The organism is Paraburkholderia sp. FW306-02-B (genome assembly GCF_058782725.1).
The window spans coordinates 1,560,501-1,573,812 of sequence record NZ_JBYSXZ010000002.1 but is presented as its reverse complement, the minus strand read 5'-3'; the positions used below and the strand labels follow the sequence as shown (position 1 = coordinate 1,573,812).

Genomic DNA, 13,312 nt, shown 5'->3' with positions numbered 1-13,312 from the left:
AAACAAAGAGGCTGGACGTGCGTCCAGCCTCTTCGATCTCTGCCTGTACTCGCCTCTTAGCTTTTCAGAAAGCCGGTTGAAATCCATGGTACCGCTGCGATCACCACGATTCCAATGAACAGTGCTGCCATATAACCCATGATCGGACGAATGCCCGAGTTCGGCGAGATCTTGCTGACTGCACACGCGCCGTAATAGCCGACCCCGAACGGCGGCGAGAACAGCCCCAAACCCATCGAAAGAATGACAACCATCGCGTATTGAACTTCATGGATGCCGACAGCCCGGGCAATGGGGAAAAGTAGCGGCCCGAAGAGCACGATGGCTGGTATTCCCTCGAGGACGCTGCCCAGGATGATGAACATAAAGATTGACACAACCATGAAGGTGAACGCGCCCCCTGGCAGGTGCTGCATGAAATCCGCCAGTCCGTGAGAGAAGCCGGACTGTGTGAGCGCCCACGCCATCGCTGTTGCCGTACCGATGATGATCAGTATCGCACCGGAAAGAGCGGCCGTCTCAACGAGCATGGGGCCAACACGCTTCCAATCAAAGCATCGATACACCATAAGCCCGGCGACAACAGAATACGCGATGCCGACTGTCGAAACTTCCGTTGCCGTGGCCACGCCTTCCACCACAGCCATGCGGATGACAACCGGAAGGGCCAACGCCGGGATCGATACCACAAACGCCTTTCCGACCAACGACCAAGCGGCCCTCGTGGAGGACGTGGGCTCAAATTTTCGGGCCCGCCACCAGACAAGCATGCACAACATGAACGCCAGTACGAGCCCCGGCAAGAGACCGCCGGTAAAAAGCGCAGAGATTGATACGCCAGTAACTGATCCGATCGTGATGAGCACGATGCTTGGCGGGACCGTTTCGGTCTGTGCGCCGGTTGCTGATAGCAGTGCGACGAGCTCGCCGGGATTCTCGCCACGCTTTTTCATCTCAGGGAACAGAATCGGAGCAACGGCCGCCATATCGGCCGCCTTTGACCCCGAAATCCCGGAAATCAGGTACATCGCGCCGACCAAAACATATGAAAGGCCACCCCTAACGTGACCCAGCAACGATGCCAGGAAGTTGATCATCGCCCGTGCCATTCCTGTCATCTCAATGAGAAGCCCAAGGAAAATAAACATCGGCACAGCCAACAGAAGGATCTGAGACATTCCCTCGTCCATGCGGCTAACGACAATTTCCAACGGCATGGACGTTGACATTGAAAGATAAGCAAACACGGAAAGGCCAAAGGAGAATGCGATAGGCATTCCACTCAAGACGGTGAAACCGACCACACCAACGAAGAAAATCACTAAGTTCAGGTTTCCAAGCGATTGCAAAACCGGTCCGGCATGTTCCAGAGCAAACACAGTCACTAGCGACACCGCAATCCCAGTGATAGCAGTCTTCCAACCGATTGCTAACAACTTGACCACGCAGATCAGCAGCATCGACACAATCCCGAAGATGATAGCCGCGACGCGTAGGCCGTCATTGATCTCCATTGTCGGGGTCAGAATGTCCCACTGCTGCTTGATGTAAGCGATCGACGGAACAAGTACGAGTCCGAGAAAAAGCATGCTTGCCACCATCGAAACGGTGTCCCAGAAGGGATCCCAGTGCTCGCCCATGCGGTTGACCAGTGCCGTCATGCGCATGTGGCTTCCTCGATGCAACGCGGTAGCGGCACCTGTCATTGCGAGCCAGAGAAAGAGGATGGCAGCGAGTTCGTCGCTCCAGATTAGTGGGTGGTGCAGGACATAACGAGCAACAACACCGCTGAAGAGCAGGATAACTTCTGCTAGCACCAGCAGTGCCGCCGGCACAGAGACGATCAGGCCTAGCGCAAAGTCCACATGGGACAGCCAGCGGGGCATCGTCTTCGTCGTCTGGTGGACGGTTGAGCTGCTCTGTTGCTCGAGTGCGTCGTCCACGTCTTTCAGCGTTTGCGTTCTCATGCCAGCTTCCCCGTGTACTTCTCCATAAGACCCCATTCTTCGTCGCCGAAGAATTGCTTCTGCTCCGTGTAGAAGTTCGCAGATTTCAGGGCCTGGCGGAACGCGTTCGCGTCAGCGGTGTTAAACGCAAGCCCTTTTCCCTCAAGCGTCTTTTGCAGGGAGGCGTTCAAGTGAATCACGTCTTGTCGTTGTTTCAATGCCCCCGCATTAAGGTGCTTTGAGACGATGTCACGGACGGTGGGTGGCATCTTTTCCCACGCTGTCTTGTTACCCAACAACCAGTAGCCGTCCCACATGTGGTTCGTCATCGAGCAGTATTTCTGGACTTCATAAAGCTTCGCGGCGTCTACTACAGCCAGCGCGTTCTCCTGCCCGTCGACGACCTTTGTCTGCAACGAAGAATAGACTTCGTTGAAGCTGATCGACGCCGGGGCTGCGGAAAGCGACTTGAACAGCGAGATCCAGAGACGACCACCCGGCACCCGAATTTTCATCCCCTGCAGGTCGGCAGGGGTCTTGATGGGCTTTGTACTGGTAGTGATCTGCCGGAACCCGTTGTTCCATATCTTTTCCTGCACGATCAGATTCGCCTTTCCAATAAGCCCGCGAATATGGGCGCCAAGGTCGCCATCGAATGCTGCGAATACTTGGTCATAGTCTTTATATGCGAAGCCGACGCCAGAGATGGATGCCTTCGGAACCAGAGTCGAAAGGGTATTAGCGCCCGAGACCGTATAAAATTCCAGTGCCCCAGCCCGCAACTGCGAGAACATGTCCGGGTCGCCACCGAGCTGATTATTTGGAAACACCCGAAGGTCGACTCGACCGTCTGTCTCCTTTTTGATCGCATCCGATGCCTCTTGAATACGAACATTCAGCGGGTGATTTGCCGGCAGGTTCGTCCCGACCTTATAGGAGAATTCTGCCGCGTTGGCGCGCCGAACCCACGGACCATCCAGGAGGCCTGTCGCAGCGACAACGGCTGCTCCGGTTCCGGTGATGAGAAAGTTTCTACGATTGAATCCCATGTTTGTCTCCAACGATTTGAATAATCGTCCGTCAAGGACTTGCGCTTTATATGCTTACCCGCCCTTCCCCGACGCGATGGGACGAAGGAGCGTTTTGGTGCGCTTTTGATTTGACGCGCCTGTCAGATCGGTGCGTGCATTTAGAGTAGCGGACGCGCCGCCCCTCAACAAACGACTTTATCTCGACCTACGGTGAGAAAAAATCGCTGACTCGAACTCGAGAGGCGACGGCTTCAACAGACACCGCCGCGCGAACGTGTGGTCACTGCGCCTAGGGGAATCCCGCTCCCCTTCGCCCGCAGCGCGGCGGGCCCGGACGCGCGACCTTCTCCACTCCGCGAACTGTACTCGCAACCGGTCGCGGTCACCAACGTTGCGGACTACGCCGGATTTCGCGATCTGCCTGAAGGCCTTCTCGGTGAAAAAAAATCGTCTCTTGGACGGAGGCTCTCGTCGGCGTGATGCGCCGCGCTGGACGCACCGGATCTTAACTGTGGGGCAAGCTACTGTCCGGCGAAACAGGCTGCATCGACATCGGAGGCGCAGTGTTCATTGCGTGCTTGTTACGACCGAGGAAGGGTAGTCCGTCCACTGCCCTTAACCTTGGTTAATGGCTGCACCAGCTTTGTCCTGGTAGCCTGCTCAGCTGGCGGGCTGCGAATGCAAGCCGGCCATTGGAATGTCGGCTTTGTGCATTGCGCGAGCGGCAGCTAGTGGCCCAGAGTGTGTCAAAACACCTTTTTGAATTGCTAAAATATCTCGTCCGATAGCGGAGGCGAGCGAGATGAAGCGGTTCGTTCAAGGCGACAATCGTACTCAAACAATCCTTCTTCCTGAATCGCTCGACGACTATGTAGCGGATACCAATCCGGTCCGCGTAGTCGACGTCTTTGTCGATGAGCTGGATCTTCATCAGCTTGGATTTGAGGGCGTCGAACCAGCGCTTACCGGACGACCTGCGTATCACCCGGATGTGATGCTTAAGATCTACATCTACGGCTACCTGAACCGAATTCAATCCAGTCGACGGCTTGAGCGCGAGGCACAGCGCAACGTCGAATTGATGTGGCTCACGGGTCGTCTGGTGACCGACTTCAAGACCATTGCGAGGTTCCGCAAAGATAATGGCAAGGCGATCCGCAGCGTCTGTCGCCAGTTCGTTGTGCTGTGCCAACGCCTGAACCTGTTCTCCGAGGCGCTCGTTGCGATAGACGGCAGCAAGTTTAAGGCTGTGAACCATCGCGATCGCAACTTCACGAGCGCGAAACTAAAAAAAACTCACGGCAGTTGCCGACCGCGGTTACTACAAGAGCGAAGAGATACTCGCATGCCACGAGGCCGGCATCACGGTGTTTGTTCCTAAGACAAAGACCTCGGGCGCGACCGCTGACGGCCGCTTCAGCAAAGACGATTTTATCTACGATGCCGAGAAGAACGAGTATCGATGTCCGGCAGGCGAGCGTCTCGTATGGCGCTATACGACAACCGAACGTAGCCTGAAGTTTGATCGCTACTGGAGTTCGCAGTGCCAACAGTGCTCGTTGAAAGACAAATGCACTCCGAGCACCGAACGCCGGGTAACGCGCTGGGAGCACGAAGGATTGCTCGAAGAGATGCAGGCCCGGTTTGATCTCGCCCCCGACATGATGCGTATCCGACGATAGACCGTCGAGCATCCCTTCGGCACGATCAAGGGCTGGATGGGAGCGACTCATTTCCTGACCCGTACTATCGGACGGGTGAGCACGGAGATGAGCTTGCACGTGCTCGCCTACAACATGAAGCGGGTAATCAAGGTACTCGGTTCAGAAACGCTTATGAAGGCGATGCGGGTGTGAGGCCCGCACGCGGCTCCAGGTCCTTGCGATTCGTTCGGCGCTGAATTGACGTTGATCGTGCCGCAATCGATAAGCCTCAATGTGCCACCGAGACAGCGTGTCGCCAAATTTCCGCAGACGACGCGTTTTGACACACTCTGGGCCGCGTACCGCCCGACGACCGAGCGCGGCGATCGCCCCAGGCGCGGCCTTCATGCAACTGGCATAAAGCGACCCGTTTCCGTCAGTCAGGTCATTGCACTAGTTGTGGCTGTTCTCGAATTACCAACGGTCACTTGCCCGTCGTGCGCAATGCGCATCTGCAGGCGCCGAAAACAGAATCCCGAGCCTGACTATCGGAGGAAGCCTCTGCAAACGAAAGGGCCGACTGCAGCCGGCCCAGGGGCGGTGGTCCTATCGGCTTGCAACGGCCTCAGGACCGGCGGGTTGCCACCCCCCGCCGAGCGCCTTGAATGCGGCGACCGCTGCGCGCGCCGACTCCGTTTGCGCCTGCACCCGCTCGTCGGATGCGCGCAGCAAGTTTTGATCGGCCTGCAGGACCTCGATCAGGCTGACGACGCCTTTCTGGTAGGCCGCAAACGAGGCGGCTCGCGCCCGGCCGAGCGAGCTCACACCCTGCGCGAGAACGGCGGCCTGCTCCTCGCGCTTCACGAGTGCCGAGAAAGAATTCTCGACGTCCTCCGTTGCGTGCAATGCGGCAAGCCGGTACGCGGCGAGCATCTCGGCGTCCTGGCCTTTGGCCTCATTGATCTGCGCATTGATGCGGCCGAAATCGAACAGACGCCAGCGCAGCCCCAGCACGCCAGCGGCCTGACTGGCGCCGCTACTGAACAGGTTGCCGCTGGCCACTGAGGTGGCGCTCCCAATCAGTCCACTGAGTGACAGCTTGGGGTAATACTCAGCGACTGCCACGCCGATACGCGCGTTCGATGCAGCAAGGCGACGCTCGGCCACGATCAGATCGGGCCGACGCCTGAGCAACTCGCCAGGCGATCCGGTGCCTGCGATTCGCGGGGCGGCCGGGATATCGCCGCCCTCGAGCAGTTCCGCCCGATGCGTGCCGGGCTGTGCACCCAGCATCACGTCCAGCGCGTTCATCGCCGCATCCAGGCCGGCCTCCAGGACCGGGATGGATGCATGCACCTGGGCCAGCGCACCTTCGGCCTGGCTCACCTGAAGGTCGGCCGCCAACCCTTTGCCATAGAGGAGGTTGATGGTCGAGAGCAGATCTCGCTGCGTCTGCAACTGCTTGCGGGCCACCTGCAGACGAGCCTGCAATCCACGAATGGTGATGTAGATGTCCGCGGTCTGTGCTGCCACAGCCAGGCGCGTGGCCACCGCACCGGCCTCTGAAGCCTGATAGTCGGCAAGTGCGGCTTCCCGCCCGCGACGCAGGCCACCAAACACATCCAGTTCCCAGCTCGCGCTGAAATTGGCCTCGTAGTCGTTGCCGTAGCGATCGAAACCGGGCGTTGAATTCAGGACACGTCCCAGCGGCGTTTCAACCGACTGGTAGACCCGGGCCGCCTGGCCGCTGACATTGCCGGAAGGCAGCAGCGCGGCATTCGCTGCCCCGAGCCCCGCGCGCGCCTGCGAGACGCGCGCCGCGGCCTGCGCGAGGTCCAGGTTCTGCTCCAGCGCGAGCGTAACGAATCGTGTCAGTTGCGGATCGCCGAAACCCGTCCACCACGTGACCAGATCTGCACTCGCCGCCGCCTGCCGGTGATCTACCGCGGCCCGACCCTGGAAATGGTCCGGCATGGCGACATCGGGCCGGACATAGTCGGGGCCTACAGCGCAGCCCGCCGATAGGCTGGCAGCAATGACCGCGGCAAGGAGGTGTTTGGGTAGCATGAGCGTCTTCGCGAGTTTCCGGGTGTGACTATAATACTAAATAGTCACCGGTTGTCCATTGCTATATGCTATACCCATGAAAAACACCACCACTCCCTCCGCCCCCGCGCGCGGCCCGGCCGATCACGAGGTACGGGACCAGATCGTTGCCGCCGCCACCGAGCACTTCAGCCGGTATGGCTACGCGAAAACGACGGTCTCCGACCTTGCCAAGGCGATCGGGTTTTCCAAGGCCTACATCTACAAGTTCTTCGAATCCAAGCAGGCCATTGGCGAGATGATCTGCGTCAACTGCCTGCGCGAGATCGAAAACGAGGTCACGACAGCCGTCGCGGAGACGGATCTGCCGCCGGAGAAGTTGCGACGGATCTTCAAGGTCTTTACCGATGCGAGCCTCAGGCTGTTTTTCCGGGACCGCAAGCTGTACGACATCGCAGCATCGGCCGCCACGGAAAACTGGCAGGCGGTTCAGGCTTATGAAGCACGTGTTCAGAAGCTGCTCCAGGAAGTCCTGCAGGCAGGCCGGCAAAGCGGAGACTTCGAGCGCAAGACGCCACTGGACGAAACCGCGATGGCGATCTATCTGGTGCTGCGCCCCTACCTCAATCCGCTACTCCTGCAGTACAACCGCGATACCACCGACGTTGCGCCTGCGCAGCTGTCCAGCCTGGTACTTCGAAGTCTGTCGCCCTGACCAGACCCCATTAGTGACGCTTGACTGTATTGGTCACTAGAACCATAATGGAAACCATCATCACTTCATCGATGGGACTTTCATGTTCTCGCGTCGCCTCGCCACCTCCGCACTCGCCTGTGCGCTGCCGCTTGCGCTAGCGGCCTGCGGCGAAAAAGCACCGTCCGATCCGCGCACCGAGGTGCCGCTGGTGCGCACGGCCATCGCCCAGCGCGCCGTCCCCGCGTCCCGCTCGTTTACAGGGACTGTCGCGGCTCGCGTGCAAAGCGACCTGGGTTTCCGTGTTTCCGGCAAGGTGCTGGAACGGCTTGTGGATACCGGCCAGACCGTCAAACGCGGCCAGCTGCTGATGCGCCTCGACCCCATCGATCTCAAGCTTGCCGCGCAGGCCCGGCAGGACGCGGTCACTGCTGCGCGGGCGCGCGCGCAGCAGACCGCGCAGGATGAGGAACGCTATCGCGACCTGCGCGGCACGGGTGCGATCTCGGCTTCGGCCTACGACCAGGCCAAGGCGGCCGCCGATGCCGCCAGGGCGCAGCTCAGCGCGGCGGAAGCCGACGCCGACGTGGCGCGCAATGCGACGGGCTATGCCGATCTGGTCGCGGACGGCGATGGCGTCGTGATGGAAACACTGGCCGAACCGGGCCAGGTCGTCAGCGCCGGACAGCCGGTGGTGCGCCTGGCCCACGCCGGGCGCCGCGAGGCTGTGATCCAGCTACCGGAAACCCTGCGCCCCGCCATCGGTTCGGTCGCCCAGGCCACCCTGTTCGGCAACAGCGGCGTCAGCGTGCCAGCCATGCTGCGCCAGCTCTCGGATACGGCGGATCCGCGTACCCGCACCTTCGAAGCGCGTTATGTGCTGCAGGGTGCGCTGGCCGACGCGCCGCTGGGCGCAACCGTCACGATCGAGATACCGGACGCACGCGTGGCGCTCCAGGGCGGCCTGCAGGTGCCGATCGGCGCGGTGCTCGACGCGGGCAAAGGGTCCGGCGTGTGGGTCGTCAACGGCGAGCCGGCCAGGGTTGCATGGCGGCCGGTGACGGTCCTTCACCTGGACGACGACAGCGCGCGCGTGTCCGGTACGTTGAAGCAAGGCGATCGCGTCATTGCGCTCGGTGCCCAGTTGCTGCGCGAAGGCGAACAGGTCCGGGTGCCCGGCCAGGCCGTCGCGGTGGCGAACGAAGGAGCACGTCCGTGAGCGAAGGCCGATTCAATCTGTCGGCGCTCGCCGTGCGCGAGCGCTCCATCACCCTGTTCCTGATCTGCCTGATCTCGCTGGCCGGGCTCCTGTCGTTCTTCAGGCTGGGTCGCGCCGAAGACCCGGCGTTCACAATCAAGGTGATGACCATCATCACCGCGTGGCCTGGCGCCACCGCGCAGGAGATGCACGATCAGGTTGCCGAGAAAATCGAAAAGCGCATGCAGGAGCTGCGCTGGTACGACCGAACCGAAACCTACACACGACCTGGCCTGGCCTTCACGACCTTGACGTTGCTCGACAGCACGCCGCCGTCGGAAGTGCAGGAGCAGTTCTACCAGGCACGGAAAAAAATCGGCGACGAGGCGAGCAACCTTCCGGCCGGCGTAATCGGGCCGATGGTCAATGACGAATATGCGGACGTCACCTTTGCACTGTTCGCGCTGAAGGCGAAGGGCGAACCGCAGCGCCTGCTGGTGCGCGATGCGGAAACGCTGCGCCAACGGCTGCTGCATGTGCGGGGCGTGAAGAAGGTCAATATCATCGGCGAGCAGGCCGAGCGCATCTATGTCCAGTTATCGCACGACCGGCTCGCGACGCTGGGCGTCAGCCCGCAGGACGTGTTCGCCGCACTCAACGGCCAGAACGCGCTGACGCCGGCCGGCTCCGTGGAGACCAAAGGTCCGGAGGTGTTCATTCGCCTGGACGGCGCCTTTGACAACCTGCAGAAAATCCGCGACACGCCGGTCGTCGTGCAGGGTCGCACGCTGAAGCTGTCGGACATTGCCACTGTCGAGCGCGGTTATGAAGATCCGGCGACATTCATGATCCGCAACAACGGCGAGCCGGCGCTGCTGCTGGGCATCGTGATGCGCGACGGCTGGAACGGGCTCGACCTGGGCAAGGCGCTGGACAGCGAGGTCGGCGCAATCAACGCCGGGTTGCCGCTGGGCATGAGCCTGACCAAGGTCACCGATCAGGCCGTCAACATTCATTCGGCGGTCGACGAGTTCATGCTCAAGTTTTTCGTCGCCCTGCTGGTGGTCATGCTCGTGAGCTTCGTGAGCATGGGCTGGCGCGCAGGCCTGGTGGTCGCCGCCGCTGTTCCGTTGACGCTGGCCATCGTGTTCGTGGTGATGGCCGCGACCGGCAAGAACTTCGACCGCATCACCCTGGGATCCCTGATCCTGGCTCTGGGCCTGCTGGTGGACGACGCGATCATCGCCATTGAAATGATGGTGGTGAAAATGGAGGAAGGCTACAGCCGTGTGGCCGCCTCTGCCTATGCCTGGAGCCATACTGCCGCACCCATGCTCTCGGGCACGCTGGTGACGGCGGTTGGCTTCATGCCCAACGGCTTCGCAAGGTCCACCGCCGGTGAATACACCAGCAACATGTTCTGGATCGTTGGCATTGCCCTGATCGCATCGTGGGTCGTCGCCGTGGTCTTCACGCCGTACCTCGGCGTGAAGATGCTGCCCGACTTCAAGAAGGTCGAAGGCGGGCACGACGCGATCTATGACACGCCGCGCTACAACCGCTTCCGCCAGTTGCTGACGCGCGTGATCGCGCGCAAATGGCTGGTCGCCGGTTCAGTCGTTGCCCTCTTCGCCCTGGCCATCCTCGGCATGGGCGTGGTCAAGAAGCAGTTCTTCCCCATCTCCGACCGTCCCGAAGTGCTGGTCGAGGTGCAGATGCCCTATGGCACGTCGATTTCACAGACCAGCGCCGCCACGCAAAAGGTGGAGGCATGGTTGGCTAGACAGAAGGAGGCCAGCATCGTCACCGCGTACGTCGGCCAGGGTGCACCGCGCTTTTTCCTGGCGATGGGACCGGAACTGCCCGATCCGTCGTTCGCCAAGATCGTGATCTGCACGGACAGTCAGGAGGAACGCGATGCATTGAAGGCGCGACTGCGGCGAGCTATCGGCGACGGTCTTGTGCCCGAAGCGCGCGTACGCGTCACGCAACTCGTGTTCGGGCCATATTCGCCGTTCCCGGTCGCCTATCGCGCCACCGGTCCCGACCCGGACAAGCTGCGTGGAATCGCGGCTCAAGTTCAGCAGGTGATGGAGGCCAGTCCGATGATGCGCACGGTCAACGCCGACTGGGGCACGCGCTCACCGACGCTGCACTTCACCTTGCAGCAGGATCGCTTGCAGGCGGTGGGATTGACGTCCAGCGCCGTCGCGCAACAACTGCAGTTCCTGCTCACCGGCGTGCCTGTCACCGCCGTGCGTGAGGATATTCGAAGCGTGCAGGTGATCGCGCGTTCGGCCGGCGATGTGCGTCTCGACCCTGCCCGGCTCGGCGACTTCACGCTGGCCGGCGCCAACGGGCAACGCGTTCCGCTGTCGCAGGTGGGCAAGGTCGATGTGCGCATGGAGGAGCCGATCATGCGCTGGCGCGACCGCGTGCCGACGATCACGGTACGTGGCGACATTGCCGACAACCTGCAGCCACCAGACGTATCAACGGCAATCACCAGCCAGCTTCAGCCGATCATCGCGAAGCTGCCCAGTGGCTATCGCATCGAGCAGGCGGGCTCCATCGAGGAATCGGCCAAGGCGACGACCGCCATGTTGCCGCTGTTTCCGATCATGCTGGCGATCACGCTGATCATCATCATCTTTCAGGTGCGTTCGATCTCCGCGATGGTGATGGTGTTCATGACCAGCCCGCTCGGCCTGATCGGCGTGGTGCCGACGCTGATCCTGTTCGGGCAGCCGTTCGGCATCAATGCGCTGGTCGGTCTCATCGCGCTGTCGGGCATCCTGATGCGCAACACGCTGATCCTGATCGGGCAGATTCACCAGAACGAACATGCCGGGCTGGATCCGTTCCATGCGGTCGTCGAAGCCACTGTGCAGCGGGCGCGCCCGGTGATCCTCACGGCCATGGCGGCGATCCTGGCCTTCATCCCGCTGACGCATTCGGTGTTCTGGGGAACGCTCGCCTACACGCTGATCGGCGGCACCTTCGCCGGGACGATTCTCACGCTGGTGTTCCTGCCGGCCATGTACGCGATCTGGTTCAGGATTCGGCCGGGCAACCCCGCAGTTTTGCACAAGGGCCGCCACGAGCACGCCTTTCCTCCCGAACCGACGCTGCAGGACGCGCTCGACGCGCGCAGTTAAAGCGCAATCAATTTACTGTATCGAAGGAAACTGCCATGCCCAATTCCAAAGTGGTCGTTGTGACCGGCGTGTCATCGGGTATCGGACGCGCGACCGCAGAGCAGTTCGCGAAGCGCGGGTGCCGCGTATTTGGCACCGTGCGCAGCATTGCAAAAACGGCGCCGTTGGCCGGCGTTGAGTTGGTCGAAATGGATGTGCGCGACGATGCCTCCGTTCGAAGCGCGATTCATACGATCTTCGATCGCGCCGGGCGCATTGACGTGCTCGTCAACAATGCTGGCACGACGCTGATCGGAGCGGTGGAGGAAACGTCGGTCACCGAAGCCGTCGCGCTTTTCGACACCAACGTATTTAGCATTTTGCGTACGGTCCATGCAGTGCTTCCGCAAATGCGCGCGCAACAACGCGGACGGATCGTCAATATCAGTTCGGTACTCGGCTTCTTGCCGGCACCGTACATGGGACTCTATGCGGCGTCCAAGCATGCCGTCGAGGGGTTGACCGAGACGCTGGATCACGAGATGCGCCAGTTCGGCATCCGCGCAACGCTGATCGAGCCGTCCTTTACCCGAACCAATCTCGACGTCAATGCGCCTCAGGTGAGTTCGAAAATCGCTGCCTATGACCGCGAGCGTGCGCTTGCATCGAGCGCAGTCGTCAACAGTATCGAAGGTGCCCCCGCGCCCGATGGCGTGGCAAACACAATTGTTGAAGCCGCGCTTGGCAGCTGGCGTATGCGTCGCACACCGGCCGGCGAAGCATCCCTGTTGCGCAAATTGCGGCGCTTCATGCCCTCCGGCCCCGTCGATGCAAGCTTGAGGAAAACATTCGGACTCGCCTGAAATCCTCTCTCTCCCGCCGCAACGTGATCTGCGCATCACGTTCGCGGGCCCGCCCTGCGCCGACGAGTGATCAGCTTCAGGCGTCCATGGTCATGACAACTTCGGCGCCTCGCAACGACCGCCCGCGACAGCACGGAACTCTTTGCAATCGAGCCCGTACGCACCCGGAACCGCAGATATGGAAAGTCAGAATTGCGAGTCGTCGATGCTCGCAATCGGAGAAATCTCCGCTCTCGCGCTCAACCATTTTTTCGCCCAGCGCGCAATGCGCGCTTTCTGGGCTCATTTCGACGAAGCACTACGGCATACGGACGTCAACGCATCCCAGTTTTGCATGCTCGCCTTGCTACATCTACGCGAACCACTCGTTTTCGGCGACATGGCAGCAGAACTGGAAATGGACCGATCGAATCTGTCGGCCAATCTGGCACCATTGTTCCGCCGCAGGCTCATCTCAACGATCTCCCACGAAGGAGATCGACGGAAACGCCAGCTCGTCGTGACGACCGAAGGCCGAAAAGCTGTGGCTTCAGCAATGATCCCCTGGATGCGTGCCTATCAGGATACCTTTGTGTTTGTGAGACTGATTGATCTCGAGTCAATGCGTGATCTTTTCCACGTGATCCGGGATATGAAAAGGCTCGACGACCTGAACGACGCCAGCGGCGCTCCTGCTCGCCCGGAATCTCGACTGCTGCGACGCAATGACTAGCCTGGTGAACTACAAGACGGCCCGACAGCCCGGAGGATCATC

At 60.7% G+C, this 13,312-nt stretch carries 8 protein-coding genes and 1 pseudogene; 6 read left to right on the top strand and 3 right to left on the bottom strand.

Annotation, left to right across the window (positions count from 1 at the left end):
* Window positions 1–56: 56 nt before the first annotated feature.
* Together AC3WOG_RS28195 and AC3WOG_RS28190 are read right to left on the bottom strand one after the other, a co-directional pair.
* Window positions 57–1,967: a TRAP transporter large permease gene (locus AC3WOG_RS28195; RefSeq protein ID WP_492581119.1), complete on the bottom strand. Its 1,911-nt coding sequence runs from the start codon at window positions 1,965–1,967 to the stop codon at window positions 57–59.
* On the bottom strand, window positions 1,964–2,995 hold the full coding sequence (locus tag AC3WOG_RS28190; RefSeq protein ID WP_492581118.1) for a TRAP transporter substrate-binding protein: 1,032 nt from the start codon (window positions 2,993–2,995) through the stop codon (window positions 1,964–1,966). Before AC3WOG_RS28190 ends, AC3WOG_RS28195 begins: the two co-directional genes overlap by 4 nt.
* Window positions 2,996–3,779: 784 nt before the next feature.
* Here AC3WOG_RS28190 and AC3WOG_RS28185 point away from each other — a divergent pair.
* A pseudogene (locus AC3WOG_RS28185) lies at window positions 3,780–4,833 on the top strand (transposase).
* 393 nt (window positions 4,834–5,226) lie between these two features.
* On the opposite strand, the gene AC3WOG_RS28180 reads toward AC3WOG_RS28185, so the two are convergent.
* Window positions 5,227–6,687: an efflux transporter outer membrane subunit gene (locus AC3WOG_RS28180; RefSeq protein ID WP_492581117.1), complete on the bottom strand. Its 1,461-nt coding sequence runs from the start codon at window positions 6,685–6,687 to the stop codon at window positions 5,227–5,229.
* Between the two features lie 76 nt (window positions 6,688–6,763).
* Between AC3WOG_RS28180 and AC3WOG_RS28175 the strand changes: the two genes are divergently transcribed.
* From AC3WOG_RS28175 to AC3WOG_RS28155, 5 genes are all read left to right on the top strand, one after another.
* Window positions 6,764–7,381, top strand: coding sequence for a TetR/AcrR family transcriptional regulator (locus AC3WOG_RS28175; RefSeq protein WP_492581116.1), 618 nt, complete (start codon window positions 6,764–6,766; stop codon window positions 7,379–7,381).
* 82 nt (window positions 7,382–7,463) lie between these two features.
* The gene (locus AC3WOG_RS28170; RefSeq protein WP_492581115.1) at window positions 7,464–8,579 is read left to right on the top strand and encodes an efflux RND transporter periplasmic adaptor subunit; all 1,116 of its coding nucleotides are present in this window, start codon (window positions 7,464–7,466) and stop codon (window positions 8,577–8,579) included.
* Window positions 8,576–11,716 (top strand): efflux RND transporter permease subunit, encoded by a 3,141-nt coding sequence (locus AC3WOG_RS28165; protein ID WP_492582474.1) that lies wholly within the window; start codon window positions 8,576–8,578, stop codon window positions 11,714–11,716. The genes AC3WOG_RS28170 and AC3WOG_RS28165 overlap by 4 nt, the downstream gene beginning before the upstream one ends.
* Before the next feature lie 35 nt (window positions 11,717–11,751).
* Window positions 11,752–12,558: an oxidoreductase gene (locus tag AC3WOG_RS28160; RefSeq protein ID WP_492581114.1), complete on the top strand. Its 807-nt coding sequence runs from the start codon at window positions 11,752–11,754 to the stop codon at window positions 12,556–12,558.
* Window positions 12,559–12,736: 178 nt separating this feature from the next.
* On the top strand, window positions 12,737–13,270 hold the full coding sequence (locus tag AC3WOG_RS28155; protein WP_492581113.1) for a MarR family winged helix-turn-helix transcriptional regulator: 534 nt from the start codon (window positions 12,737–12,739) through the stop codon (window positions 13,268–13,270).
* The last annotated feature ends 42 nt before the right edge of the window (window positions 13,271–13,312 follow it).

What these genes read in the sequence shown, in the direction of transcription:
- AC3WOG_RS28195 (WP_492581119.1), bottom strand. Translation starts at nt 1,967, where the DNA reads ATGAGAACGCAAACGCTGAAAGACGTGGACGACGCACTCGAGCAACAG.
- AC3WOG_RS28190 (WP_492581118.1), bottom strand. Translation starts at nt 2,995, where the DNA reads ATGGGATTCAATCGTAGAAACTTTCTCATCACCGGAACCGGAGCAGCC.
- AC3WOG_RS28180 (WP_492581117.1), bottom strand. Translation starts at nt 6,687, where the DNA reads ATGCTACCCAAACACCTCCTTGCCGCGGTCATTGCTGCCAGCCTATCG.
- AC3WOG_RS28175 (WP_492581116.1), top strand. Translation starts at nt 6,764, where the DNA reads ATGAAAAACACCACCACTCCCTCCGCCCCCGCGCGCGGCCCGGCCGAT.
- AC3WOG_RS28170 (WP_492581115.1), top strand. Translation starts at nt 7,464, where the DNA reads ATGTTCTCGCGTCGCCTCGCCACCTCCGCACTCGCCTGTGCGCTGCCG.
- AC3WOG_RS28160 (WP_492581114.1), top strand. Translation starts at nt 11,752, where the DNA reads ATGCCCAATTCCAAAGTGGTCGTTGTGACCGGCGTGTCATCGGGTATC.
- AC3WOG_RS28155 (WP_492581113.1), top strand. Translation starts at nt 12,737, where the DNA reads ATGGAAAGTCAGAATTGCGAGTCGTCGATGCTCGCAATCGGAGAAATC.